The sequence below is a fragment of the Salinibacterium sp. NYA9b genome (assembly GCF_976973725.1).
In genome coordinates, this window is sequence record NZ_OZ333476.1 from 1,139,041 (window position 1) to 1,165,051 (window position 26,011).

The window sequence follows — 26,011 nt, forward strand, 5'->3', positions numbered from 1 at the left end:
AGTGGATGAATCAACCGAACTCTTGGCCGTGCGCGTCGCCGAGCTCTATTACGAAGAGAACAAGACGCAAGACGAAGTCGGCGCCCTCCTCGGAATAACCCGCTGGAAAGTGGGCCGCCTACTCACTCGCGCTCGCGAAGCCGGAATTGTTCGTATTGAGATCGTGCACCCCCGAGCCCGCCGGCTGGATATCGAACGTCAGTTGCGAGACCGCTTTGGCCTCAAAGATGCGGTTGTTGTTCCGCTTCCCGCCGAAGACGAAGAAGTGAGCCCTCGCGTGGCTCAGGCTGCGGCTGACTACCTCGCTGCTGTGCGCCCCATTCCTCGTACCCTCGGCGTGAGCTGGGGCCGAACCCTTGACGAGGTCGCTCGTTTGCTCGCTGACGGCTGGACCATCGGTGTGCAAGTAGTGCAGATCAACGGCGGAGTGAGCCTCAACAGCAAGCAGGGAACCGCCGCTCAGACCGCAGTGACCATCGCGCAAAAGGGACACGGTCAAGCAACGCTGCTGCCGATCCCCGCAATTCTTGAGCAGGTCGAAACGAAGCGTGCGATTGAACGTGACCGCACGGTGGCGAGTGTGCGCACGCTGGGTGCTTCGGCATCCGCGTATCTGTACAGTGCCGGTGTTGCGGGAGCGAGTTCCGTGCACGTCGATAGCGGCTACCTCACTGAGAGCGATGTCGACGAACTCGTGGCTAAGGGAGCGGTCGGCGACGTTGTTGGTCGCTACATCGATAGCGCAGGCAAGATCGTCGATTCGGCACTCGATGAACGAACCGTCGGTATCGGCCTTGATGAGCTCCGTGCTGCTGAGCACGCAATTTTTGTCGTCGCTGGCGACGCTAAACATGACGTCGCGCGCGCCGTCGTTACGAGTGGGCTGTGTTCCGTCATCGTCACCGATGAGGCCACCGCTCACGCCCTTCTGGAGGAAACAACATGACAATCGAATCGGCCATCGCGCTCGCTCCTGCTGAGCGCGCGGTCAATCTCATCGGAGCAGACCTGACCGAGAAATCTCTCAAGCTTCACCTTGAGGGGCTCCCGGGCGTCGACGCGGTCGGTCTTGAGCAGCGTGCCGCAGCGCTCGGCACCCGCTCGATCAAAACCACGTCAAAGGCCTGGGCCCTCGACACCATCATCAAGCTCATCGACCTCACCACGCTTGAGGGCGCAGACACCCCTGGCAAGGTTCGCTCACTCGCGGCCAAAGCTGTGCTGCCGGATGCTTCGGATGCCTCGACCCCTCAGGTCGCTGCTGTCTGCGTGTATGGCGACATGGTTCCGTACGCGGCCGAAGCCCTCGGGTCATCCTGGTCAAACGGCTCAGACAACGGAATCAACGTTGCTGCCGTCGCCACCGCGTTCCCGAGCGGACGCTCGTCGTTGCCGATCAAGATCATGGACACCAAAGAAGCCGTCGCTAACGGCGCAGACGAAATCGACATGGTCATCGACCGTGGCGCCTTCCTCTCTGGCAAGTACGGTGTCGTCTTCGATCAGATCGTTGCTGTCAAAGAAGCCTGCCGCCGCGAGAACGGCACCTACGCTCACCTCAAGGTGATTTTGGAGACCGGCGAGCTCAACACCTACGACAACGTTCGCCGCGCATCCTGGCTGGCAATTCTGGCCGGGGGAGACTTCATCAAGACGTCAACCGGAAAGGTCGCGCCAGCAGCGACTTTGCCCGTCACCCTCCTCATGCTTGAGGTTGTGCGCGACTGGCACTTGCTCACCGGCGAGAAGATCGGGGTGAAGCCGGCTGGCGGCATCCGCAGCTCGAAGGATGCCATCAAGTACCTCGTCACGGTTGCTGAAACGGTGGGCGAGGAATGGCTTCAGCCGCACCTGTTCCGTTTCGGAGCATCCAGTCTTCTCAATGACGTGCTCATGCAGCGTCAGAAGCTCACCACCGGCCACTACTCCGGCCCCGACTACGTCACGATTGACTAAGGCACACCATGACAGAGAACGACAAAGCACTGAGCGCGAAGGTCCCGAGTTTTCTCGACTACGCCCCCGCCCCCGAATCGACTTCGGTTCTGCACTTGAAGAAGCACTACGGTCTCTTCATTGATGGTGAATTTGTGGATGGCCGCGGCGACGCGTTCAGCACGATCTCACCGGCAACCGAAAAGGAGATCGCCTCGATCTCCAACGCCAACAGCGCCGATGTGGATGTCGCCGTCGCTGCAGCCCGCAAGGCCTACGACCGCACGTGGTCGAAGCTGTCGGGCGCAGACCGCGGCAAGTACCTCTTCCGCATTGCGCGCCTCGTGCAGGAGCGGGCCCGTGAGCTTGCTGTTGCCGAGAGCCTCGACAACGGAAAGCCGATCAAGGAGAGCCGCGACGTTGACGTGCCTCTCGTTGCTGCCTGGTTCTTCTACTACGCCGGTTGGGCCGACAAGCTGGACTACGCCGGTCTCGGCCCCAACCCGCAGTCGCTCGGTGTTGCCGCTCAGGTAATCCCGTGGAACTTCCCGCTGCTCATGCTCGCGTGGAAGATCGCTCCGGCGCTCGCGGCAGGAAACACCGTCGTGATCAAGCCGGCAGAGACCACCCCGTTGAGCGCGATGATCTTCGCCGAAATCCTGCAGCAGGCTGACTTGCCCAAGGGTGTCGTCAACATCGTCACCGGCGCTGGCGACACGGGCCACGCGCTCGTCAATCACCCCGACGTCAACAAGGTTGCCTTCACCGGCTCAACCGGTGTTGGCCGTGCAATCGCGAAGTCGGTTGCTGGCACGGGCAAGAAGGTCACGCTCGAGCTCGGTGGCAAGGCGGCGAACATCGTCTTCGACGACGCCCCCATGGACCAAGCCATTGAGGGAATCGTCAACGGCATCTTCTTCAACCAGGGTCACGTCTGCTGTGCAGGTTCGCGACTGCTGGTTCAAGAGAACGTGCACGACGAGGTCGTCGATCGTCTGAAGGCGCGACTGTCCACGCTGCGCATGGGTGACCCGCTCGACAAGAACACCGACATCGGTGCGATCAACTCCAAGGCTCAGCTCGACCGCATCCGTGAACTCAGCGATATCGGTGAAGCGGAAGGTTCAGAACGGTGGACCGCCGACTGCCCGATTCCCGAAAACGGTTTCTGGTTCGCGCCCACCATCTTCACGAACGTGTCGACCTCGAGTCGCATCGCTCGCGAAGAAGTCTTCGGGCCGGTGCTGAGCGTTCTCACGTTCCGCACCCCCGCAGAAGCTATCGCTAAGGCCAACAACACGCCCTACGGCCTGTCTGCGGGCATCTGGAGCGAGAAGGGCTCACGAGTCCTTGCTGTGGCTGACAAGCTGCGTGCTGGCGTTATCTGGGCTAACACGTTCAACCGTTTCGATCCTGCGTCGCCATTCGGTGGCTACAAGGAGAGTGGCTACGGCCGCGAGGGTGGCCGTCACGGACTGGCCTCCTACCTAGAATCCGCTGGATGGGCCGCGCCCGCCGTCACGAAAGGTGGCAAGAAATGACCCGTCTCACGGTTCCTAAGACCTACAAGCTCTACATCGGTGGCAAGTTTCCGCGCAGCGAAAGCGGCCGCACCTACGAGGTAGCAACCAAGAAGGGTGCCTTCCTCGCGAACGCAGCGCTGGCAAGCCGCAAGGACGCTCGGGATGCCGTAGTCGCCGCCCGTGCAGCCTTCAGCGGTTGGTCGGGGGCCACGGGCTACAACCGCGGCCAGGTGCTGTACCGCATTGCAGAACTGTTGGAGGGTCGTCGCGAGCAGTTCATCGACGAGCTCATGGCAACGGAGTCGCTCTCGAAGTCGGCAGCGACCGCACAGCTCGATACGGCAATTGATGCGTGGGTTTGGTATGCGGGCTGGGCAGACAAGTACGTGCAGGTTGCCGGTAACGGAAACCCCGTTTCGGGCCCGTACTTCAACCTCTCCACTCCTGAGCCGAGTGGCGTTATCGCCATTGTGGCTCCGCAGGATTCGTCGTCGTTGTTGGGCCTCGTGAGTGTCATTGCTCCGGCTCTCGTCAGCGGAAACACGGTTGTCGTGGTTGCTCACCAGAACGCCCCGCTCAGCGCGATCAGCCTCTCTGAGGTTCTCGCGACGAGCGACGTTCCCGGTGGCGTCGTCAACATCCTTACGGGGTCACCGGCCGAGATCGCGCCGTGGCTTGCGAGCCACGCGGATGTCAATGGTCTCGACCTCGCCGGAGCAGAACAGCTCGAGTGGGTTGACCTTCAAATCGCGGCTGCCGACACGCTCAAGCGCGTCCTGGGACCGGTCGTGGGAGTTCCCGCACCGTCCGTCGAGCGCATCGTTCAGTGGACCGAAACGAAGACGGTCTGGCACACGAAGTCTCTGATTTAGCCGAGAAGTGTGGCGTGGGGGTTGCCCGGCGCGCGTATCTACGGATACTTGCTGAGTAATGATTTTTTCACGCCACACTCCGTCTCGTATCGCCAGCGCATTTTTTGCGCTTCTCTTGGCGATGTTCCTTGTTCCCCTCGGTGCCGCAAGTTCTGCCTCGGCCGCCGAGGCAGACACTATTCACGGACTTGTGAACCAAGCTCGCTGGGATGACGGTCAGCTCGGCCTCATCCGCAATGCAGAGATGGACGCGGTTGCGTTGGCGTGGGCCAAGAAGATGGCGGCGAGCAACAACATGTCGCACAACCCCAACTATTCGGATCAGATCCCGACTGGTTGGCGTTCCGCCGGCGAGAACGTGGCGCAGGGGTATCGCACCGCGCAGGCCATGCATGACGGCTGGATGTCGTCGCAGGGCCACCGCGAGAACATCTTGGGCGCGTTCACTGACATCGGTATCGCGTTCTATACGAGCGGTGGCACAACGTGGGGAGTGCAGGTTTTCGCGACCTATCCCGGCCACACTGGACCGGATGCCGCCTCCGCAGCTCCCGCACCGGCTCCCGAGCCTTCTGAGGAGTCGAGCGAAACGGCGACGTCTTCCGCGTCACCCACACCCACGCCGACAGCAACCGACGCCGGGGATTCTGGGGCGGGGTCGAACTCGTCGTCGGGGTCGTCAGCTGACGGCACGATCGGCGAAATTGATGCCGACGCAGCCCCCACGTTGACTCAAGCCGAATTGCAGGCCAGCGTCTATGGCACTCAACCGGACTACACGTGGATTTCGTGGACCATCTTCTTCACCCTGCTTGCGGTCGGCGGAGGCTTCTGGTTTGTGGTGTGGCGTCGTCTGAAGTCGCGACGGCCTGTAGCGCGTCGCGCCCGCCAATAGAAGAACCTACGGCGAGTATCTAGGCGTTTGTGCGCTGCTTCCCAGTCGCGCTGCCTAGGGTTGCCGCATGCGCGTTCTTGTAACTGGAGCAACAGGATATTTGGGTGGCCGACTCGTACCTCGGCTGATCGAAGCAGGCCACACGGTGCGCGTTCTGGTGCGCAACCCCCGCAAGCTGCACGACGTTCCCTGGCGTGGAGATGTTGACGTCGTCGTTGGTGATCTCACCGACGCGAGTTCACTCACGGACGCCATGGTCGATATCGATGCGCTCTATTACTTGGTGCACGCCATGGGCGCTGCCGGCGACTTCGAAAAGACCGAGAAGCTCTCCGCAAACAATGTGGCGAAGGCAGCCAAGAAGGCCGGCGTCTCACGCATTGTGTACCTCGGTGGGTTGCACCCCGCGGGGGATATCGCTGAGCTGAGCCGCCATTTGCGCAGTCGTGCCGAGGTCGGCAACATCCTGCTGGAATCTGGTGTGCCCACGATTGCGTTCAATGCGGGAGTCGTCATCGGTTCCGGGTCGGCATCCTTCGAGATGATCCGTCACCTCACCGAGGTGCTGCCCTACATGCCGGCACCCAAGTGGGTGCGCAACTTCATTCAGCCGATCGCGGTGCGCGACGTGCTCTACTACCTCGTTTCGGCCCTCGAATTGCCGGCAGATCTCAATCGCAGTTTCGACATCGGTGGCCCGGATGTGTTGCGTTACGGCCAGATGATGAATGGCTACGCCCTTGAGGCTGGCCTTCACCAGCGCCCCATCGCGTCATTACCGGTGCTGACCCCGTGGTTGGCTTCGCAGTGGGTCAACTTGGTGACGCCCATCCCGCGCTTGCTCGCCGTTCCGATTATCGAATCGCTGCAGTTCGACTGTGTCGTGCGCGACACGTCGGTGTCAGATTTCATCCCGGAACCCGAGGGCGGCCTCACGGGATACCGCGCTTCGGTGCGCTTAGCTCTCGTGAAGATGGGCGACGGCGAGGTTGAAACGAGCTGGCAGGACGCCACCGTTGTTGGTGCGCCGAGCGATCCGATTCCTAGCGACCCGGAGTGGACGGGGCACACGGTCTTTACCGATCTTCGGGAACGTGAAACTCCGGCTTCGGCGGAGGCCCTGTGGGGCGTCGTCGAGGGAATCGGTGGCGAGAACGGGTGGTATTCCTTCCCGCTGGCCTGGGCTCTGCGCGGCTGGCTCGACAAGCTCGTTGGCGGGGTCGGACTACGACGTGGTCGTCGCCATCCGAGCACGTTAAATACAGGCGATGCCCTCGACTTTTGGCGAGTGGAAAGCATTGACCGCGGGCACAGTTTGCGCTTGCGTGCCGAGATGAAGCTCCCTGGGCGAGCGTGGCTTGAACTGACGGTGGAGGATCGCGGCGCTGACGGTGCCGTGTATCGCCAGCGTGCCGTGTTCTTTCCGAGTGGTTTGGGCGGCCGGCTCTATTGGGCCGCAATTCTGCCGTTCCATGGCGTGATCTTTAGTGGCATGGTGAATCGGATTGTGGCAGCCGCCGAAGCTGACGCTGCCGAATAAAGTGCGCCGTTCGCGCCGGGAATGCGCTACTTTTGACTAATGTCAGGAATCGTCGTCGTCGGTAGCGCAAATATTGATCAGGTCTTTCGAGTGGAACGGATTCCCTCTCCGGGGGAGACCGTCATGTCTCAGGGGCTGAACACTGCTCTGGGCGGCAAGGGCCAAAACCAAGCGGTTGCGGCAGCGCGCGCGGGAGTAGCCACCACGTTTATCGGTGCCGTCGGAAACGATGGTTTCGGAGAAATGGTGCGTGACGGTCTCGCGGCTGACTCCATCGATGTGTCGCACCTGAAGACCACAGACAAGCCAACCGGAACCGCGCTCATCGCCGTCGATCCCACGGGTGAGAACACGATCATCGTTGAGGCCGGCGCCAATAACGACGTCGCTAACCTGACGAGCGAAGACTCCGCCGCGATCAGCACAGCATCGGCTCTCATGATGCAGCTGGAGATCCCGCTGGCTACGGTGATCGAGTCAGCGCGTATTGCGCGCGCCGTTGGCACACAGGTGATTCTGAACGCGGCGCCGATTCAGCCATTGCCCAAAGAACTCCTCGACAACCTCGACATCCTGATCGTCAACGAGCACGAGGCTGCTGAGCTCGCGCGCGATAACGGCCTGTCCGCTGACCTTGAGGGAGTGGGCGAACGCCTCTTGAGCCTCGTCTCCACTGTCATCGTCACTTTGGGTTCGAAGGGTGCCGCTCTTCACCGCGTCGGCTCGGAGCCGGTCGTCGTTCCCGCTCACCGTGTCACGGCCGTAGACGCTACCGGCGCTGGCGACACGTTCTGTGGTGCTTTCGCCGCGGGCGTTGTCGAGGGAATGATGATGGATGATGCGTTGCGCTTTGCCGGGGCTGCGGCATCCATTTCGGTGGAGAACCACGGTGCTGTGCCGTCGATTCCGCACCGGGCAGCGATTGAGACACGCCTTAACTAATCCGCCCAAAAGGTAACGGATTGGTAACAGGCTCGCTATAGTGGGGTCACCGTGAACGTGCGGCAACCCGACACAAGGACGGCGAGTCAATGGCGACATCGCATCACCTGGCACACCCGAAACACCATCTTCGAGCGCGGAGAGCTGCGCTAGCGGCCACGATTGTCACGGCAATCACGCTCGCTCTCGTATTGAACGCTAACGTCGCCCGCGTGCATGCGGCGGGAGTTTTCACCTCGCTCAAGGCGCCGGGGGAGGCCGCGTTCATCGCCGGTCATCGCGGCGACAAGACGGTTGCTCCCGAGAACACGATCGAGGCCTTGAGTCTCGCGCTTGATAGCGCGGCCGACTATGTCGAAACTGATGTGCAGCTGACGGCCGATGGCGTTCCCGTGCTCATGCACGACTGGACCGTTGATCGCACAACAGACGGCACTGGGCCGGTGTGGCAATACACCTACGAGGAGCTTTCTGCCCTCGATGCTGGCTCGTGGTTCGGCGAGGAATTCGCCGGAGCCACCGTGCCCACGCTTGAGCAGTTTCTGGGAGTGCTCCGCTGGTCAACAAAGAACGCGATTCTGGAACTCAAAGGCTCGTGGACCGACGATCAGGTCGCGCTCGTCGCCGATCTGATTGCCCGCAATGGCGTGAACAACCACGTGATCATCGGGAGCTTCGACATCATGACGCTGCAGGCCGTGCAGCGGGTGAGCCCCGAATTGCCCGGGATGCTTATCGTTCGTGACATCGTGGGCGATCCGGCTGAACTCGCGGCCGCGTCGGGCGCCGTGGCACTCGTCACGAGCAAGAAAGCCATCACTCGCGACCCGAATCTCGTGCAAGTCGTGCATGATGCGGGTCTCGGCATCTTGATCTACACCCTCAACGATTCAGATACGTGGTCGGATGCCGTCGCCCTCGGCGTTGACGGAATCGTCACCGATCGTCCGGCAGAGCTCGGCACGTGGATCGCGAAAGAAGTCTCGGACGCAAATACCCTCCCGCTAGCGCCTCGTCGTGCCGCTGCGGGATAACCCAGCCGTGACCGCCTCGTCTAGAGCGAAGCGATGAGGGCTCGATAAAACGCAATGCCGTCGAGATAGCTGCTCACGAGCATCCGCTCATTGCGGGCGTGCAGAGTGTCGCGCACCTCGCGTGCCATCGCGAACGGGGTGAAGCGATAGACGCCGGTGCTGATGCGGGTGAAGTGGCGGCTGTCGGTTGCACCGTTTTGTACGTAGGGCGTTACGAGGGTTCCTGGGAAGCTCTTCTCGATCGTTGAGCGCAGCAGTTCCCACGCCAGGCCGGTGGTGGCTGAAACCGGCGATGGTTCGCCGGGGGAGTCGACCGTCACTCGAACGCGCTTGTCGTTGATCGCGCGCGTGACATGCTTGACCGTTTCTTCGAGGCTCGAGTTCACAGCAATGCGCACATTGATTATCGCGCTGACCCGTTCCGGCATGGCGTTGACGGCGTGACCGCCCTCCAGAATCGTGACCGCTTGCGTTGTGCGCATCATGGCGGCGAGTTCATCGCTTTTGCGCACGAGAATCGGCAGCAGCAGGGTTTTGGTCCACGACACGTTGCGCAGCAAGTAGCCGGTTACTCCGCCAGCGTGTTCGCCGAGCAGACGCAGGAGGTCGGCGCCCGTGGGAGTCAGTCGAGACGGGAATGGCCGAGAGTTCAAGCGCACGATGGCCTGAGCGAGACGAACCGCGGCGGGAAACTGGGGTGGGGTGGAAGCGTGACCGCCCGACTGGTCGACCGTCAGGCGAAGAGCGGCCGTGCCTTTCTCAGCAACACCAACGACCGCCATGGGGGAGTCAACCTGCTCAAAAACATCATCGACAATGGCACCGCCCTCGTCGAGCACGAAGGTGGGGCTGACGCCACGGCTTTCCAAGAGATCAACAATCGCTGACGCCCCGGTGCCGTGAGTCTCTTCATCATGGCCGAAGCACAAGTAGATGTCTTGGGCAGGAACAAGACCAGCCTCGAGCTGCGCCTCGACTGCCTCAAGGATGGCGACTACAGAACCTTTGTCATCGAGCGTGCCTCGACCCCAGATCAGCTGTTCATCGTCTTTACCGCTGAGTTCGGCAGCGAACGGCGGCCGTTTCCAGCCCTCGTCGGTCGCTGCCACGACGTCGTAATGCCCCATGAGCACGGCGGGCTCAGTTGATGCGCGACCACGCCAACGGAAAATCAGGGAATGGTCCAGCACCGTTTCACGCTCGAGCCGGCTGTGGCACAGTGGATACAGTTTGCGCAGCGTCTGGACGAAACGATCGAACTCTTGCCATTCAGTAGTGGAGGCATCCTCCCGCGAAATGGTGGGAATTCGAACAAGTTCCTGCAGATGTTCGACAGCCAAAGCACTCTTCATACCTCGACTCTAGCGAGCGCTGGGCGGTGCGTGTTTTCCCGCGAGGGTGATGGAAACGGAGACGCCATGACGACCAGAGCGCAGCGACGCACTCGAGCACGGTTGAGCGTGCGACTCGGCGCGCGGCTCGTGGGGGCGCTAGCGGTCGTGCTGGCGCTCGGAACAGCACCTCTCGCGGCGACGGCAGCCGAGCATCCGGTCGCCATCAGTAACGCCGGCAGCTCTGTCACCAGCGTTGTTCACTCGGGCCTCGATGATTTCGTGTTCGACAGCTACGACGCAGATTTCTTTCTTGATCGCGACGCAGAAGGCCACTCGACGCTGCTCACGGTGGAGACCTTCGTCGCCAACTTTCCGCCCGATCAAAACCGCGGAATGCGTCGGGCGATCCCCAATTTCTATAAGGGTGACCCTGTCGATATTCAGAACATTGCTGTGACGGATGAAGCGGGAGAGCCGCGTGATTTCGACGTGGAAGACGACGGCGACTTCACGCTGGTAACGAGTGCTTCCGGATCGTTCGTAGAGGGGCCGCAAACGTATGTCTTCACGTACACCCGCTCGAACGTAACGCGGTTTGCCGCCGACACCAACGCCGACGAGTTCTACTGGGACACCAACGGAACCGGCTGGAATCAACCGTTCGGCTCGGTCACGGCCACTATTCATATGGGCGAAGGGCTCAGTGAGGCGTTGAGCGTCGAACCCGATTGCTATTGGGGTGCGGACGGCTCCACCGAGAAGTGCGAAATCGCCACGCTCGACGCCGACACCTTCGTCGCCACTCGAGACCTCATAGGGCCCGGCCAGAACGTGACTGTGGCGTTCGGATTCGTTCCCGACACTTTCGTAGCGCGCGATAGCTCGTACTTTGGTTCGGCGGCAGGATTCGTTCAGCCGCTCGGACTCATCGGGGCGATCGGAGCGCTTATCTGGGCTATCCGACTTCGTCGCACCACTCTCGCGGATGCTGTTGGGCGCCCCACGATCATCGCCGAGTATGCACCGCCCCGCGACATCCCTGTCGTGACCGCTGCCCTCGTGATCAAGAAAAGCGACAAGGCAATTGCCGCGCAGATTCTGGACTTTGCGGTGCGGGGCAAGCTGCGCATCCTCGAAGAAGAATCGAGCGGATTCTTTTCATCTCGCACCACGTACCGCCTCGAACTGACCGACCCCACAGGGGTGACGGGGCACCAGCTCGACATCTTGCGCGCCCTGTTCGGTCAGTCGCTTCAACACGGCGCCATCCGGGATATGAAGAAAACGGATGCCAAGCTCAGCCAGAAGCTCTACAAGCTGATTATGGCGGAACGTTCGGGTCTCGCGGATGCTGGCTACCGTCGCAAGGTTCACGGCCGCAATTTTCTGCCGTTACTCGTCGCTGTTGTCGCGGTCATTCTGGCCATCTTCTTCGGCATTAGCTTGATCTCGGGCTCCTACGGCGCCGCGGTGCCTTTCGTGGTCATTGTGACAGCCATCATTGCTGCCGTGATCACGCTGGCGCTTCTTGCGCGTTCACCGCTCACCCCTCACGGGGCCGAGCTGCGCGATCATCTGGAGGGGCTCAAGCTCTATATCCGCCTGGCAGAGGCCGACCGTTTGCGGATGTTGCAAAGCCCCGAGGGCGCTTTGCGCGAGCGAAATGAAGCAACAGGCAACACCGACGTCCTCAAGGTGTACGAGAAGCTCCTGCCGTACGCGGTTCTGTTTGGGCTTGAGAAGGAATGGTCGACCGAGCTCAGCCGCTACTACGCCGATAGCTCGCCTGACTGGTACCGCGGCAGCGGTGGCTTCAACGCTGTCATCTTTGCGTCGAGCATCTCGAGCTTTTCTACCGCTGTAGCCAGCTCGTACTCCGGCAGTTCCTCGAGTAGCTCAAGCGGAGGGTCAGGCGGCGGCGGTTCGTCCGGCGGCGGTGGCGGTGGCGGTGGCGGCGGCGGGGTTTAGCGCGCCGCGCTGCGCAGCTGGCCACCCTCAGACGGGTATATTCGAACGAGTGAGTGCAACGTATCCGAATCGCCCCCGACGCGTGGCACTACCCGCCGCAATCCTTGCTGTGCTCGTGTTGTTGGTTGGCGCCGGCGTGGTCGGAACCGAGATCTTCACGGTCGTGCGCTACGTGGTGAGCATCCTCGCTCTCATCAGCGTCGTCCTCGTCTGGCAGGTGCGCCAGTGGTGGTGGGCCATCGGCCTCATTCCGATTGCCATTCTGTGGAATCCGATCTTCCCGATCGAGATTGCCGACATCCAACTCTTCCAAGGACTGCACTACACCGCAGCGCTCGTGTTCATCGCTGTCGGCGTTGGGGCACGCGTCACCGACTCCACAAGTCGAGGTTAATTCGCGCGGATAGCGCACTCTGGCGATTTTCTGCGTAGACTGATTCACGCATCCCTTGAGACCACCAATCGCATCGCAGTTGGGTCTGGCTCACTTGAGTGGATGTTGTCACTCAATTGAAGTCCCTATCGTGGCAACGTCTATTCGTTCAACGGCTATGAGTCCTCGTACCCGCGACTGAGCCGCTCGCCTAGCGCCAGGAGAATAATTGACCACCTCGTCAAAGTCCGATTCCGCACAGCGCAACAAACGACCCAAAAATTCGGGTCAGCGTCAAGCGGGCGGTGCCCAGCGTCGTCGTGCTCGTCCCGGTGACGACACCGGCGTGATCCCCGTGTTGGCCCGTGCCGCCCGTGAGGTCGAAACCGCCGTGCAGAAGGGGCCGCTCAAGCCCGCCAACCGGGCTCGCTTCCAAGTGGCGGCACTGCTGCTGCGCGAAGAGCGTGCTCGGGTGAAGACAGATGCCACCCTCACGGACTCTGAGCGCGCGAACGAACAAAAGCGGCTCGATGGCCTCGCGGGCATTCTCGCGAAGACTGCCGCTCGAGACACAAGCCTGCTGTCGATGTTGGGGGAGTCGGCGCCGATCACTCCCGCAGCGAAGGCGTTGCGCCGTGACCTCCTCCTCGACGCTGGTGTCGAGTTGAGCCCCGATGAACTGATCATCACCGAAGAGCCGAAGCCCGTCGACAAGCAGATCGAGAAGCAGGTCGTGCCGGCATCCGTTCGTCAAATGCAGATGGCGAATCCATTCTTAGCTCCCGATTTCAGCGCGATTGCTCCCCAGCAGGAACACAACAACCGGCTCGCCAACTGGGAACTCATCGATCCACTCTTCCGTGCTTTCGAGCACGGCTCCGGTGGTGGAGCTGCCTCGATGGAGCTTCCAGAAGCCGAGTCTCTGCGCACGCGCGGAAGTCTTGAACTTATGCGTCACCAAGCGCGTTTCGTCGAGGTCGTCAAGCAGGGGCATCGCACCTTCTTGCTCGCCGATGAACCAGGACTTGGCAAGACCGCGCAGGCGCTCATGGCAGCGGAAGCTTCCAACTCCTACCCCTTGCTTGTCGTCGTGCCCAACGTGGTGAAAACCAACTGGGAACGCGAAGTGGAACTCTGGACTCCTGGTCGCAGTGCGACAGTCGTTCACGGTGATGGCGACACGGTTGATGCCTTCAGCGACGTTGTCATCGTCAACTACGAAGTTCTTGACCGCCACGTCGGTTGGCTCGGTCGTTTTGGCTTCAAGGGCATGGTCGTCGACGAAGCCCATTTCATTAAGAACCTCAAATCTGAACGCTCCAAGCACGTTTTGAACCTGTCGCAGAATATTCGTGCGACGTACCCGAAGGCGTTGCTCATGGCGCTCACGGGAACCCCGCTGATCAACTCGATTGAAGACTTCCGAGCCATCTGGCAGTTCCTCGGCTGGATCGACGGCGCCAAGCCGCTCGCGCCGCTCATGTCGAAGCTCGAAGACACCGATCTCACCCCGGCCGACCCTGGCTTCTTTTCCGAAGCGCGCCGCGCCGTTATCGATATGGGTATCGTGCGTCGCAAGAAGGTCGACGTTGCCGCGGACATCCCTGCTCGCCGTATCGCTGACATCCCCGTCGAACTCGACAACGACCTCGGTCGCTCGATTCGTGCTGCCGAGCAAGCCCTCACCGCTCGTCTTGTCGACCGGTTTACGCGAGTACGCAAGCTCAAGCCAGACGTCGCCATTGAAGACCTCATCCGCGTTGTTGCCCACGCCGAACTCGAAGAGTCGAAGAGTGCAACCACCGGCGAGAACGTCTTCACGATGGTGCGCCGCATCGGTCAGGCCAAGGCAACACTGGCCGCCGACTACACGGCCCAGCTCGCTCGCTCGGTGGGCAAGGTTGTTTTCTTCGCCAAGCACATTGACGTCATGGATACCGCCGAGGCTCACTTTGCGAAGGTCGGCCTCAAGGCTGTTTCCATCCGTGGCGATCAGAGCGCCAAGGCACGTCAGAATGCCATTGACTCCTTTGCCAATGATCCGGATGTCGCGATTGTGGTTGCATCGCTCACCGCGGCTGGCGTCGGCCTCAACCTGCAGGCAGCATCCAACGTCGTGCTTGCCGAACTGAGCTGGACCAACGCCGAGCAGACGCAGGCAATCGACCGCGTGCACCGCATCGGTCAGGAGCTTCCTGTCACGGCCTGGCGCATCATCGCTGCCCACACGATCGATGCTCGCATCGCCGAACTGATCGACAGCAAGGCCGGTCTTGCCGCCCGCGCACTCGACGGTTCTGATGAGGCTGTTGTCGCCGAAGCGAACATTCAATTGCAGGCTCTTTCGGCACTCTTGCGCGACGCTATCAAGGACTAGCACCGCGTTAAGAAATGGCTTTCTGGCCACCGCTCTTTCCTCCGGCACGACTCTGCGCGAGCGTACACTTGAGGCGTGATCACAACGCTTGTGCGTCGCGCCAAAAATCAATGGAGATGAGAAAAAGAGTTGAGCAACACCTCTGTGCAGAACACCGCAACCCGTATCGAATCCGATTCACTCGGCTCGCTTGAGGTCCCTGTTGATGCGTATTGGGGAGTGCACACGCTACGCGCGATGCAGAACTTTCCGATCACGCGTCGCGCTATCTCCGTTTACCCCGATCTTGTCCGCGCGCTCGCCCACATCAAGCAGGCAGCAGCGCGCGCTAACGCCGAACTCGGCGTTCTCGAATCACGCAAGGCGCACGCTATCGATCAGGCCTGCCAAGAGATCCTTGATGGCGCACTGCACGCAGAATTCTGCGTCGGAGTAATCCAGGGCGGCGCCGGCACGTCGACCAACATGAACGCGAACGAAGTGATCGCGAACCGGGCTCTGGAAATTTTGGGACACGGCAAGGGCGAATACTCGTTCCTGCATCCCATCGATGACGTCAACCGCAGCCAGAGCACGAACGACGTGTACCCCACGGCGATCAAGCTCGCGATGGTCTTCGGTGTGCGCCGACTGCTCGTGGAGCACGAGTTGCTCTCGGAATCGTTCGGCGCCAAGGGGCGTGAGTTCGTCAACATCCTCAAAATCGGTCGCACGCAAATGCAAGACGCTGTGCCGATGACTCTTGGGCAAGAGTTCACGGGCTTCTCGCACACCCTCGAAGAGGACTACGCGCGTCTCACTGAGGTGCTGCCGTTCATGAGCGAGATCAACATGGGCGCTACCGCGATCGGCACCGGTATCACGGCCGATTCCCGCTACGCCGAGGCCGTTCGTCGTCACCTCACCGAGGCGACGGGCATCGAGATGAAGACCGCGTTCGACCTCATCGAGGCCACGAGCGACGTCGGAATCTTCATGACCCTCAGCAGCGTTCTCAAGCGCTCTGCTGTCAAACTTTCCAAGATCTGTAACGACCTTCGCTTGCTCTCGAGCGGACCGCAGGCTGGCTTCGGCGAGATCAACTTGCCCGCCAAGCAAGCCGGGTCGTCGATCATGCCCGGCAAGGTCAACCCGGTCATCCCCGAAGTCGTCAACCAGGTTGCCTTCAGCGTTATCGGGGCGGATGCCACGGTCACGGCGGCCGCGGAGGCTGGCCAATTGCAGCTCAACGCCTTCGAGCCCGTGATTGCTCACTCGATCCTCCAGTCAGTGATGTGGATGACCAACGCCTGCCGCACGCTGCGAGAAAACTGCATTGATGGCATCACAGCCAATGAAGAACGACTTGCCGCTCAGGTCGAGACGAGTGTCGGTGTCGTGACGGCGTTGACCCCGTACATCGGCTACGCGGCGGCAGCGAATCTTGCCCACACTGCGCTCACGACAAACGCGTCGATCGCGCAGCTTGTCGTCTCGTCGGGGCTCATGAAGGAAGAAGACGTCAAGCGCGTCCTCACGCCTGAGCGTCTCAGCGGAACTTCGCCGATGACAGCAGCGATCTCGCTGCCCTGGTTGGAAGAAAAATAGCCACCCGGTACAGCAGAAAGACGCCCCAGCTTCTCGAGAGAAGATGGGGCGTCTTTGTATGCTCAGGTCGCCCGTTGGCGATAACGAAGCGTGGTGCAGGTGGCGCTACTTCTGGGCGGCCGTTTCGTCGTAATCCTCGTCGTCTTCGTCATCGAGGGGCGCGAGTGCTTCATCTCGAGCCTTACCCGCGGTGATGAAAGCGCGGTCGATGGCTTCTTCGCCGCGTTCGCGAAGCTCTGCTAATTCTTTATTGGCGTTCTCGCGAACGTCGTCGGCCGTTTCCGTGACGCGACCGACGGCACCGCGCGCGGTGCTGGAAGCGCGATCGGCGAGGCTCTTGGCGGATTCTTTCGCGTTTTCGGCGAGCTCTTTGGCCGACTCTTTCGCGTTCTCCGCCAGCTCTTTGGCCGACTTCTTCGCATTCTCTGCGAGGTCTTTGGCGGTGTCGCGTGTGTGCTCGGCAAACTCCCGAGTGTTCTCGGCGACATCTTTCGCCTTCTCGCTCACGAAGCCGGGGGTCGCTTTGGCCACGGCGGTTGCTTTATCGCGCACGATCGGAGCCTGAGTGCGGGCATATTCTTCGACCGAAGTGCGCGCGCTCGACACTCGCGGGCTCTCCCACACCTGGGTGGCTTTGCCCTTCATTTGGTCGTAACGTTCGCGGCCAGCGCGGGCGCCAACAACGTATCCGACAGCGATACCGAAACCGAGGATGAAGAGTCTGGCGTTCATGACTCCAGCCTACGGTGACGTAGCCTTTCGCTCCACCTGTGCTGGCCGTGATCGCCACAGATGCATGCTGGCGTAGCTTCGCCACGGTGCCCACCGGCTGGAGTACTCGGTGAGAGCTTTCGCTGTGTCAGGAAGCCCCAACTCCCCAGCACCTTGGCGAATCACGAGGTCGCTGCTGAGCATGATGTCGGAGTTTCCGAGTACACGCATGGCCATGTAGCCGGCCGTCCACGGACCAATTCCGGGCATCGCGACAAGTTTTGCTGTGAATTCGTCGACAGGGGTCGAGACATCAAGATCGAGATCACCCGAGGCGATGGCTTCGGCGACCCCGAGGATGCTTCGTATGCGGGTGGCCGGGCCCCGCACAACCTCGGCTCCGGATGCGGCCAGCACTGCTGCGGAGGGGAACAGACCGTCGCTGCCCAGTTGGTCCACGACGCGGGCGTGCACCGTGCGGGCGGCAGCAACGGAAATCTGCTGGCCGATGAGCGTTCGGAAGAGAGTCTCTTCGGTGTCGACGCTGCCGGGGAGCCGCATTCCGGGAACGTGCGCCACGGACCCAGCCAGCGTCGGATCGCTGCCCAGCGCGTGATCGATCGCGAGCGAGTCGGCGTCGAGGTCGAAGAGGCGACGCACTCGAGCGACGAGCGGGGCGACATCCGAAATTGTGGCTAATTGGGCCGTGCAGATGATGCCCTGGTCTGCGAGCTCTAGACGAACCCGAGCTATGCCGCCGGGGAGCCGGATGGCGCGCTCAAGGCTGGTGTCGGTGGCGGTCTCGATGCCGGCTACTGCGTGATTCGCGAAGAACGTCATGAGCCCTGCACCGTCGAACGGCGCGCGGGTGGGCAAGCGCAGCGTGAGAGAAGAAGGGCGTTCGTGGGCAGCGTGCGGGTGCGCTGCTGCTCCGCGTCTGGCGAGGGCGCGTAGTTGGCTCGGCGTGGTTTCGTACACAGCCTGAATGGTGTCGTTGAACTGACGGATGCTGGAGAAGCCAGCAGCAAAGGCAACGTCAGAAATACTGAGCTCTGTCGCGGCGAGCAGGGTGCGGGCGGCCTGCGCGCGGTGTGCGCGGGCCAGAGCAAGCGGGCCAGCTCCGAGCTCGGCAGAGAGCACGCGGGTGAGGTGGCGGCTGGTGTAGCCGAGGCGAGTTGAGAGGCCCTCGACGCCGTCGCGTTCGACAACGCCATCGGCGATGAGCCGCATGGCGCGCGAGGCGAGATCGTCGTTGAGGTTCCATTCGGGGGAGCCAGGAACCGCATCCGGTTGGCAGCGTTTGCAGGCGCGAAGGCCCGCTTCGTGCGCGGCGGCGGCGGTGCGGTAGAAACGCACGTTGCGTGGTTGAGGCGCAACGGCTGGGCAACTGGGGCGACAGTAGATTCCCGTGGAGTGCACGCCAGCAATGAACTGGCCATCAAAGCGGGCATCCCGCGAGCAGAGGGCGCGGTATTGCTCGTCGAAGCTGAGCGTGGGGGAGACCATGGCTTAACTCTGTCACTGCCTGTGGTGCATGACCAGCGGAAATCAGACATTACTGTGGCAGGGTTTCTCCCCAACGCTCCACGACGACGGTGCAGAAGGGGACGGTGAACGGCTACAGTCGCACCGTGGAATCTTCGTGGACAGCCCTTACCGTTCTGGCAGCTCTCTGGCTCATTGCGTTTTCGGCGCAACTCGCTGACTACGCCACAGCCCGCTTTGATGACCTTCGCCTCGCGCGTGGAGTTCGAACCCGGTTGCGCTTGCACCCGGTGGCGTGGATCGTGCCGACAGCTGGGCTGGGGATTGTGGCGCTCACCATTGCCGCCGACTGGAGCACGCGCCTTTTCTTTGCTGAACCGGCACAAGCACCGGCCGCAATTCTTATCGCGCTCAGCACGGTGGTTGTTGCGGTCACGATTGTGGCGATCATTGCCGTCGTGGTCGTTCGGCCGCCCGCGGATAGCTACCGTCTCGTGCGCGACGAACTCATCGAGTCTGCCGGGCTGCGCATCCATCAAGACCAGGTCGACGAGTTTCGTGCACGCGTCTCGGCAATTGACGGCGCATCCCGTGGTCGCGTGAACACGGGCGCCGGCACGGTCAGCGCGGCACTGCAACTGAGCGTGCGCACCCCGTATCGACTCATCGCCCCCGTCCTTGCCCTCGGCCTCGTGATCGCTGCCGTCATTGAAACGTCGCAGGGTTCGTCGCAGGGCCCAGCCGTCGTCATCGCCGTGATCGCCCTGGTGGCAAGCTTCATCATTGGCGTCAGCGCTGCGCAGGCATCTCTCGCGTTGGGAGCATCGGTGCGGTCGACGCAAGACGTCTACCGCGGTGAACTAATGAGCCTGATTGTGGATGCGGAGCGCTCGTCCAAGAAGCGTGTTGCGGGGCTCGGCGATCGAGTCACTCGCGCGCTCAGCATTCTGCGCGAGCAGCAAGAAACCGAGTAGCAGTGACGCAGCGGGGTCCAGCCTGCACGTTAGTCTCGTTGACATGACCGAGAGCCATTCTTCTTCTGCGACTCCCGATTTCACGGCATCGTCGGGGCGATCAGCCCCTCACCCCACTGCGGCATCTGCCGAGATCGCCGACGAGGCGCGGAGGCACCAGTTGCCGCCCCATGTGCCTCAGCCCCGGGGCCCGGGGTTGCTGATTCTGGGAATTCTCGGAGTCATCGCGCTCTCGTTTGTGCTCCTCTTTGTTGTTGTCTACGTGATTTCGGGCATCGGAACAGACGCCTTTGCGATCGGCGGGGTGTTGGCCGTAGTCCCGCTTGCTGTCGTATTTTTTGCCGTGCGGTGGATCGACCGTTGGGAGCCTGAGCCGCGGCTCGCGGTAGTCTTTGCGTTCCTCTGGGGCGCTGGCGTTGCCGTGTTGCTTGCGCTCATTGTGGGAGCCGAGATCGATAACGTGATCAACTCGCTCGGTGGTCCAGGGCCCGGCTACGCGTTCTTCTCGGCGGCAATTCAGGCGCCCATCGTGGAAGAAGCAGGCAAAGCCCTCGGCATCCTCGTGATTTTCTGGGTGGCACGACGCCACTTCGATGGCCCGGTTGATGGGCTCGTCTATGGAGCGTGGATCGCTGGTGGTTTCGCCTTTACCGAGAACATTCTGTACTTCGGTTCCGAGCTCCTCAATGTGGGAGACAACAGCACGGGCATCCTGCAGTTGTTCCTCATTCGCGGCCTCATGTCGCCGTTCGCGCACGTCATGTTTACGGCCTGCACTGGCATCGCTTTGGGCTTCGCCGTGCGGTCACGAAGCAACGCCCGCAGTGTCGGAGTCTTCGCTGCTGGGCTTGGGCTCGCGATTGCGCTGCACGCACTGTGGAACGGCGCCCTCTTCTTCGTCAACGACTTCTTTGGCTACTACGCCATCGTGCAAGTTCCGCTCTTCGTGATCGCGATCATCATCGTCGTCTACCTGCGTCGCCAAGAAGAACGGATGACGTTTGAAAGGCTCGCAGAGTACGCGAACGCTGGCTGGTTCAATCAGGATGAGGTTCCGGTGCTCGCGACTTCCCAGGGCCGTCGGCGGGCCCTTGCTTGGGCTGCGCAGCACAACAAGCGCGCCACGATGAAGGTTTACATTCAAGAGGCCACTCGGCTTGCTTTTGCGCGTCAGCGCATCATTACGGGCCGCGACAGGATCGGCGCAATTGCCGACGAGGCAGTATTGCTCGGCGCAATCGTCGAAGCACGCCACGCGCTCACGGGTGAGCGGCGACCGTAGCGCTCTGATCGCACCGGCCGAACACGATCTCTGCAGCGTTAGGTGAACATCCCCAGTACGAAAGGGATGCCCCACACTGCCGCGAAGAGCGCGACCATTACGAGCGTGGTTGCGGGGATACCGGCCCTGAGGCGTTGACCGCGGGGAGCCACTAGGTTGACGCTGTAATCGCCGATTTTTTCATCGGCATAGCGACGGGATTGCCGCACCGTTTTTGTGCCGACGGTGTCGGCGATGCCGAGGAGGCGGCGGTGCTGCGCCGGGTCAACAAGGTCAAACGGTTTCGGGGAGTACACCAGTAGCCACTTGTCGACGACTTCCACGTCGTACGCTCCCGCGTTGTCGATCAGCAGCGCCATCAGGTCGGGCGTGAAAATGTACAGGGCGTCGCGTTCGTACTCGCGCGGGCAATAGAGGGTGAAGTGCGAATTGAAGTCACCCTCGAGCTTCAGGATCTGGTTTTTCGCGAACGATTGCGGGAGATTGCTTACGCCGAAAAGCTGGTTATTGCCGGTGGCATCGAGGACCATGTGGGGCAGAGCGCGGTCGAGTTCGAACGCCAAGAATCCCCAGTCATGGGTTCGCTTGTTCTTTCCCGAACCGGTGGTGTAGCGGTAGTTTCCGTAATCGAGGGTTCGACCGCTCACGCTTCGAAAGCGGTTGCGCATGGAACGGTTTCCGCCTTCATCGAAAATCAGCCCCGGATAGTCGATCACTCGATCACGGGGCGAAAAGACCAGTTCGTTGTCTTCGGCAAATGTGTTCATCCGATAAAAACGTTGCCATGGTCCGCCATTTTTACGCCACGCCCGCACGAGCGAATAGAGCGCGCCTCCCGCAATCGACACGACAAGAGCACCGATGATCAGCGCAGGAACGGACGGGCCAATGTTGCCTGTGGCCGCTACAGTGCGAAAGTTATGGGTCGCAATGGCAATGAGTGGCCCGCCGGCGACGAATATGAACACCACTACGGCAACGCCGACGAGCACAACTTTGCCCATGAGCTGCACTTGCGAATACCCGAAGAGATCCCGGCGGTTGCGCTTGAACTCTGCGACATCGTGCGGGTTCACGGGATAGATCAACCCGGAATAGTCGATAGAGCGAAGCATCAGCCCATCGTAGAGGCTGGGATGCTGTCTGCTGCAGCCTCCCTTTGGGGGTGATCTGCTCAGTCTTTGTCCTTTAACAGACTCATCGCCCGCCGGTGCGGCACTGCCTGCGACCTGGAGGGCGATGAGTTTAACTGCTTTTAGATTGCCACTGAGTTTCGCTGAGCGCAAGGGTTAAGCGGCGAAATCATAGTCAAAAAGCGCGTACGATTGGAGGTCGCAATTTGGAGAGGACAGCTGATGTCATCGAGTGAGCTTGAACGCGAGCGGGACTATGTCCACGGCCTCTACCGGCGGCTCGACGCCCTGAGAGATGCGGCTCAAGAGCAGCTCGAATCAGTGCGCCGGAGTGCGCCAGGTGGCACCCACCAAAACCGCTCAGAGCGGGACGCATTCGCCCGCATCTACGAAGACCGGATCGGTCAGTTGCGCGAAATCGATGAGCGGCTCGCCTTCGGGCGCCTTGAACTTGAAGTCGAGACTGACACCGAGGCCGGCACTGAAACTGACGCCGAGAGCGAGAGCGCCGTTGAACGCCCGGTGCGGTACATCGGTCGCATCGGATTGCGTGACGAAGATCAGCGCTCGCTGTTGCTCGACTGGCGCGTTCCTCAGGCCCGAGCGTTTTATCAGGCCACAGCCGCGACGCCACTAGGAGCCCGCGCCCGCCGGCACCTGCAGAGCAAGGGCCGAGACATCGTGCGCATTGACGATGAGATTTTTGACGCTGAACTCCTCGAGACCGATGCAGCATCACTTCAGGGCGAAGCCGCCCTCATGGCGAGTCTCACCGCGGAGCGCACCGGTCGCATGGGCGACATTGTCGCGACGATTCAGGCTGAGCAGGATGCGATCATCCGCTCCGAACTTCGCGGCGCGCTCGTCGTGCAGGGTGGGCCCGGCACCGGAAAAACTGCGGTCGCGCTGCATCGCGCTGCATTCTTGCTGTACTCGCATCGAGAACGGCTCTCCGCATCCGGTGTGCTCATTGTGGGACCGTCCCGCGCATTCTTGCGTTACATCGAAGCTGTGCTGCCGTCTCTCGGCGAAACGGGCGTTGTGTTGGCGAGCCTCGGGCAACTGTTCCCTGGCGAAGATGCGCGGCACGATGATGTCGCTGCGGTGGCGCAGCTCAAGGGCTCGCTCGAAATGGCGGCTCTGATCAAGCGTGCCGTCCGTTCGCGCCGTGTCGTTCCGACTGAGACGCAGCGCCTAGAAATCAACGGCGAGATCCTGGATGTCCCTGCCGAACTCCTGCGCTCCGCCATGCAAAAAGCGTGGGACTCTCACAAACCACACAACCTTGCGCGGGTGATTTTCAACAAGGCAGCGATCGCGGGGATCAGCCGTCTGCTCGCAAATCAGTTGCGCGCCCACGGCAACACGATCGATGACGCCGACCAGAAGTGGTTGAGGGAAGACATTCGCACCGCCCACGACGTGAAGGTGGCGCTCAACACGGCGTGGATGCCGCTGACGCCCCAAAAACTCGTCGACGACCTCTATGCCCGACCTGGTTGGTTGCAGAGCCTTACGCCGCACTGGACGCCAGAGCAGCGCGAACTGTTGCGTCGCGAGCGGGACGTTCCGTTCACAATCAGTGATGTTGCCCTGCTCGACGAAGCTGCCGAGTTGCTCGGTGAAGTCGATGTTGCCCAGACCGCGGCGGAACACGAACGCAAACAGCAGCGTAAACGCGATGTGGAGAACGCTACGGCGGCCATTCGCAACATGGGTGTCGACGGCATGATCGATGCGGAAACGCTGGCTGAGGGTTTCGAGGCGAGTGTCGAACGGTCAACGACGGCGGAGCTGGCATCCGCTGACCGGTCGTGGACATACGGCCACATCGTCGTTGATGAAGCTCAAGAGCTGTCGCCCATGCAGTGGAAACTGCTGGCCCGTCGCAATCCGTTGAAGTCCTTCACGATTGTCGGAGACGTCGCTCAGGCGAGTGCTGCTGCAGCTACCTCCAGCTGGGGTGCGGCGCTCTCGGCCGACATCGGTGACCACTGGCGTCTTGAGGAACTCACGGTCAACTACCGCACGCCGTCGCAGATTGTTGCGGTTGCCGAGGCAGTGGCGGTGGCCCACAACGTCTCGATCACTCCATCGCGCGCCGTTCGTCACAGTGAGTGGCCCGTTGCGGTCACTGTCTCGACCCCCGAACAGCTGGCTGCCAGTGTCTCCGCCGTAGTGACAGCCGACCGTGCTATTTCCCACGACGGCACCATTGCGGTGATTGTGAGCGATTCTTTGACTGCAACCATCGTGGATGCCCTGCAGCAGTCGTTCGCAGGAGAGGTCGGGGAGGGTGCCGCGGGGCTCAATCGGCCCATCGCGGTGCTGACGCCACAAGAGTCGAAGGGACTCGAGTTCGACTCGGTCATTGTGGTGGAGCCACAGCGGATCGTGGAGGAGATTTCCCGGGGTGCCGCGGCGCTGTATGTCGCCATGACGCGACCTACTCAGCGGCTCGCCATCGTGGCTGCTGAGGGCCTTCCTGAAGGTATTCCGCAACCGTCATAAGGGGTGGTCTGAGTAGTTGACCCCCACTCGGGTATGCCCAATAGTGGGGGTTTCGGCGGATTCACAGGTTCGGCAGTATGTACCTAGAAGTTATTCCTCGGGGGAGGAACCTTCACTCGGGAGCGATTCTTCGCCACGAGTCGGGCCGGAGGCGGGGGAGCCTCCGGCCCAACGTATTTCTGCATGCATTCAGACGCATGTGAGAGCTGGAGGTCTGCGTGCCGCAGAATATCGATCTTCGCGGCCGGATCGCCGGACAGTCAGCCATGGCTGCCGTCGTTGAGGCACAATCGCGCCGTGCGCCGCGAGGTTTTGTGGCGCGCTTGTGTGGTGTCTCTCCGTTGACCAAAGAAAGCCGCGCACAGTATCGCGGTGCGGTCGGCGAGCTCCTCGTCGGCTCAATCCTTGATCGGCTCGGGCACAGTTGGGACGTGCTCCATGGGGTTCCGCTTGGAGAAACTTCTCTCGATCACTTTGCTGTTGGCCGTGCCGGCATCTTCGCGGTGACCGTCGTGAACTGTCAGGGTGACGATGTCGCGGTCAACGGTGACGAACTCGTCGTTGCCCGAGCGGTCAGCACCGCTATCGTTGCGTCGCGCACCGCTGCTCGTGCGGTCGCTAGGGCGTTGACGGCAGCGCTCGGTCACGAGGTCGAGGTTATTCCTGTGCTCGTCATGGTCGAGCCGGTAAAAGTTTCACTACTGGCCGCCCCCGCTGACGTCCATGTCCTCACCTCCACGCAGCTAGAGCAATGGCTCGCCAGCGCGCCCGAAGTGTTCACCGGGGATGAAGTTGCCACAATCTCGACCGCGGCTGAAGCGGGAACAACCTGGCCGCATCCCCAACAGGCGGCGCAGAAGTCGCGGAATCTGACGCGCGCTTTCGTGCGCATCCATCATGATGTTCGCGCTGCAAGCCTCCGAAGTTTCTTGTGGATCGTTGTGGCCCTCATCGTCACCTTCTTGTCGGTGTGGGTTCTCGTGTCGGTATTGGCCCGTCTTGTCATGAGTTCCTAGCGCGTCGAGCACTTTCTGAGCATTCATAGGGCACGATTGGTGGATGTTTCGGCGTCACCCTTATCTGAGCGCTGCCACGTTCAGTTATCTCGCCGTAGTGGCGTGGTTGACGTTGAGCCCGCAGGCCCCTGACCAACGCGATGGTCCGCTGTGGCAGTTTGCTGTCTTCCTTGATCGTTTCCCGGCGACGCAGTGGCTGACGTTCAACGATCTTGAGTTCGTCGCGAATATCGCGCTGTTTGTGCCGCTCGGGTTGTTCTTCGTGCTGTTGGTGGGTAAGCGTCGCTGGTGGCTCGCTCTCGGTCTGGCCGTCATTCTTACGGCGGGAATCGAATGGGTGCAGCAGTTCATTCCTTCTCGGGTATCTGACGTGCGCGACATTGTGTCGAATTCGCTGGGGGCCACGATCGGCGTCGTGGTGACGTTGAGCGTGGCGGCGGCTCGCGAGCGCGCTCGCCGGCGTCATCAACGCCGGACCAATTACGATAATTATTCACAAAAGCGGTGATTCGCCCTACG

General features: G+C 61.4%; 21 protein-coding genes. 17 read left to right on the top strand and 4 right to left on the bottom strand.

Annotated features, from left to right (window positions below; all coding sequences use genetic code 11):
- Position 1 precedes the first annotated feature (1 nt).
- From ACWFSR_RS05375 to ACWFSR_RS05410, 8 genes are all read left to right on the top strand, one after another.
- The gene (locus tag ACWFSR_RS05375; protein ID WP_447523271.1) at positions 2-946 is read left to right on the top strand and encodes a sugar-binding transcriptional regulator; all 945 of its coding nucleotides are present in this window, start codon (positions 2-4) and stop codon (positions 944-946) included.
- On the top strand, positions 943-1,956 hold the full coding sequence (gene deoC / locus ACWFSR_RS05380; RefSeq protein ID WP_197108838.1) for a deoxyribose-phosphate aldolase: 1,014 nt from the start codon (positions 943-945) through the stop codon (positions 1,954-1,956). Before ACWFSR_RS05375 ends, deoC begins: the two co-directional genes overlap by 4 nt.
- Positions 1,957-1,964: 8 nt before the next feature.
- Positions 1,965-3,476: an aldehyde dehydrogenase family protein gene (locus tag ACWFSR_RS05385; protein WP_197108836.1), complete on the top strand. Its 1,512-nt coding sequence runs from the start codon at positions 1,965-1,967 to the stop codon at positions 3,474-3,476.
- Entirely contained in the window at positions 3,473-4,330 is an 858-nt protein-coding gene (locus ACWFSR_RS05390; protein ID WP_197108834.1) for an aldehyde dehydrogenase family protein, read from the top strand. Before ACWFSR_RS05385 ends, ACWFSR_RS05390 begins: the two co-directional genes overlap by 4 nt.
- Positions 4,331-4,388: 58 nt before the next feature.
- Entirely contained in the window at positions 4,389-5,225 is an 837-nt protein-coding gene (locus ACWFSR_RS05395; protein WP_197108832.1) for a CAP domain-containing protein, read from the top strand.
- A gap of 67 nt (positions 5,226-5,292) precedes the next feature.
- Entirely contained in the window at positions 5,293-6,765 is a 1,473-nt protein-coding gene (locus tag ACWFSR_RS05400; RefSeq protein WP_447523272.1) for an SDR family oxidoreductase, read from the top strand.
- Positions 6,766-6,804: 39 nt separating this feature from the next.
- Positions 6,805-7,707, top strand: coding sequence for a ribokinase (locus ACWFSR_RS05405; protein ID WP_447523273.1), 903 nt, complete (start codon positions 6,805-6,807; stop codon positions 7,705-7,707).
- Between the two features lie 89 nt (positions 7,708-7,796).
- Positions 7,797-8,741, top strand: coding sequence for a glycerophosphodiester phosphodiesterase (locus tag ACWFSR_RS05410; protein WP_197110631.1), 945 nt, complete (start codon positions 7,797-7,799; stop codon positions 8,739-8,741).
- Positions 8,742-8,761: 20 nt separating this feature from the next.
- Here ACWFSR_RS05410 and ACWFSR_RS05415 read toward each other — a convergent pair whose 3' ends face one another.
- A complete protein-coding gene (locus ACWFSR_RS05415; protein ID WP_197108824.1) occupies positions 8,762-10,093 on the bottom strand; it encodes a M20/M25/M40 family metallo-hydrolase in 1,332 nt (443 codons plus the stop codon).
- Between the two features lie 66 nt (positions 10,094-10,159).
- Here ACWFSR_RS05415 and ACWFSR_RS05420 point away from each other — a divergent pair, with 66 nt between their 5' ends.
- From ACWFSR_RS05420 to ACWFSR_RS05435, 4 genes are all read left to right on the top strand, one after another.
- Positions 10,160-12,043, top strand: coding sequence for a DUF2207 domain-containing protein (locus tag ACWFSR_RS05420; RefSeq protein ID WP_447523274.1), 1,884 nt, complete (start codon positions 10,160-10,162; stop codon positions 12,041-12,043).
- A 49-nt stretch (positions 12,044-12,092) separates the two neighbouring features.
- The gene (locus ACWFSR_RS05425) at positions 12,093-12,437 is read left to right on the top strand and encodes a DUF6804 family protein (protein WP_307784173.1); all 345 of its coding nucleotides are present in this window, start codon (positions 12,093-12,095) and stop codon (positions 12,435-12,437) included.
- 208 nt (positions 12,438-12,645) lie between these two features.
- Entirely contained in the window at positions 12,646-14,793 is a 2,148-nt protein-coding gene (locus ACWFSR_RS05430; RefSeq protein WP_447523275.1) for a DEAD/DEAH box helicase, read from the top strand.
- Positions 14,794-14,922: 129 nt separating this feature from the next.
- On the top strand, positions 14,923-16,380 hold the full coding sequence (locus ACWFSR_RS05435; RefSeq protein ID WP_197108818.1) for an aspartate ammonia-lyase: 1,458 nt from the start codon (positions 14,923-14,925) through the stop codon (positions 16,378-16,380).
- Between the two features lie 105 nt (positions 16,381-16,485).
- On the opposite strand, the gene ACWFSR_RS05440 is transcribed toward ACWFSR_RS05435, so the two are convergent.
- Positions 16,486-17,112, bottom strand: coding sequence for a protoporphyrinogen oxidase (locus ACWFSR_RS05440; protein WP_197110628.1), 627 nt, complete (start codon positions 17,110-17,112; stop codon positions 16,486-16,488).
- 9 nt (positions 17,113-17,121) lie between these two features.
- Positions 17,122-18,597 carry a DNA-3-methyladenine glycosylase 2 family protein gene (locus ACWFSR_RS05445; protein WP_447523276.1) on the bottom strand — a complete coding sequence of 492 codons (1,476 nt, stop codon included), beginning with the start codon at positions 18,595-18,597 and terminating at the stop codon, positions 17,122-17,124.
- A 125-nt stretch (positions 18,598-18,722) separates the two neighbouring features.
- Between ACWFSR_RS05445 and ACWFSR_RS05450 the strand changes: the two genes are divergently transcribed.
- On the top strand, positions 18,723-19,550 hold the full coding sequence (locus ACWFSR_RS05450; protein WP_197110626.1) for a hypothetical protein: 828 nt from the start codon (positions 18,723-18,725) through the stop codon (positions 19,548-19,550).
- A 43-nt stretch (positions 19,551-19,593) separates the two neighbouring features.
- Entirely contained in the window at positions 19,594-20,832 is a 1,239-nt protein-coding gene (locus tag ACWFSR_RS05455) for a PrsW family intramembrane metalloprotease (protein ID WP_197110625.1), read from the top strand.
- 38 nt (positions 20,833-20,870) lie between these two features.
- Here ACWFSR_RS05455 and ACWFSR_RS05460 read toward each other — a convergent pair whose 3' ends face one another.
- Positions 20,871-21,947, bottom strand: a complete 1,077-nt coding sequence (locus ACWFSR_RS05460; RefSeq protein ID WP_447523277.1) for a hypothetical protein — start codon at positions 21,945-21,947, stop codon at positions 20,871-20,873.
- A gap of 240 nt (positions 21,948-22,187) precedes the next feature.
- On the opposite strand from ACWFSR_RS05460, the gene ACWFSR_RS05465 reads away from it, so the two are divergent.
- The 3 genes from ACWFSR_RS05465 (at position 22,188) to ACWFSR_RS05475 (ending at position 26,000) form a co-directional block, all read left to right on the top strand.
- Positions 22,188-24,476 carry a HelD family protein gene (locus ACWFSR_RS05465; RefSeq protein ID WP_197108807.1) on the top strand — a complete coding sequence of 763 codons (2,289 nt, stop codon included), beginning with the start codon at positions 22,188-22,190 and terminating at the stop codon, positions 24,474-24,476.
- Positions 24,477-24,694: 218 nt separating this feature from the next.
- Positions 24,695-25,492 (top strand): nuclease-related domain-containing protein, encoded by a 798-nt coding sequence (locus ACWFSR_RS05470; RefSeq protein ID WP_307784004.1) that lies wholly within the window; start codon positions 24,695-24,697, stop codon positions 25,490-25,492.
- Between the two features lie 43 nt (positions 25,493-25,535).
- Entirely contained in the window at positions 25,536-26,000 is a 465-nt protein-coding gene (locus ACWFSR_RS05475) for a VanZ family protein (RefSeq protein WP_447523278.1), read from the top strand.
- Positions 26,001-26,011: the final 11 nt, after the last annotated feature.

Excerpts from the sequence above, each read along its gene's own strand:
- ACWFSR_RS05445 (WP_447523276.1), bottom strand. The coding sequence starts at position 18,597 with ATGGTCTCCCCCACGCTCAGCTTCGACGAGCAATACCGCGCCCTCTGC.
- ACWFSR_RS05475 (WP_447523278.1), top strand. The coding sequence starts at position 25,536 with ATGTTTCGGCGTCACCCTTATCTGAGCGCTGCCACGTTCAGTTATCTC.
- ACWFSR_RS05385 (WP_197108836.1), top strand. The coding sequence starts at position 1,965 with ATGACAGAGAACGACAAAGCACTGAGCGCGAAGGTCCCGAGTTTTCTC.
- deoC (WP_197108838.1), top strand. The coding sequence starts at position 943 with ATGACAATCGAATCGGCCATCGCGCTCGCTCCTGCTGAGCGCGCGGTC.
- ACWFSR_RS05460 (WP_447523277.1), bottom strand. The coding sequence starts at position 21,947 with ATGCTTCGCTCTATCGACTATTCCGGGTTGATCTATCCCGTGAACCCG.
- ACWFSR_RS05455 (WP_197110625.1), top strand. The coding sequence starts at position 19,594 with ATGACCGAGAGCCATTCTTCTTCTGCGACTCCCGATTTCACGGCATCG.
- ACWFSR_RS05405 (WP_447523273.1), top strand. The coding sequence starts at position 6,805 with ATGTCAGGAATCGTCGTCGTCGGTAGCGCAAATATTGATCAGGTCTTT.
- ACWFSR_RS05420 (WP_447523274.1), top strand. The coding sequence starts at position 10,160 with ATGACGACCAGAGCGCAGCGACGCACTCGAGCACGGTTGAGCGTGCGA.
- ACWFSR_RS05390 (WP_197108834.1), top strand. The coding sequence starts at position 3,473 with ATGACCCGTCTCACGGTTCCTAAGACCTACAAGCTCTACATCGGTGGC.
- ACWFSR_RS05400 (WP_447523272.1), top strand. The coding sequence starts at position 5,293 with ATGCGCGTTCTTGTAACTGGAGCAACAGGATATTTGGGTGGCCGACTC.
- ACWFSR_RS05415 (WP_197108824.1), bottom strand. The coding sequence starts at position 10,093 with ATGAAGAGTGCTTTGGCTGTCGAACATCTGCAGGAACTTGTTCGAATT.
- ACWFSR_RS05465 (WP_197108807.1), top strand. The coding sequence starts at position 22,188 with ATGTCATCGAGTGAGCTTGAACGCGAGCGGGACTATGTCCACGGCCTC.
- ACWFSR_RS05440 (WP_197110628.1), bottom strand. The coding sequence starts at position 17,112 with ATGAACGCCAGACTCTTCATCCTCGGTTTCGGTATCGCTGTCGGATAC.
- ACWFSR_RS05410 (WP_197110631.1), top strand. The coding sequence starts at position 7,797 with ATGGCGACATCGCATCACCTGGCACACCCGAAACACCATCTTCGAGCG.
- ACWFSR_RS05395 (WP_197108832.1), top strand. The coding sequence starts at position 4,389 with ATGATTTTTTCACGCCACACTCCGTCTCGTATCGCCAGCGCATTTTTT.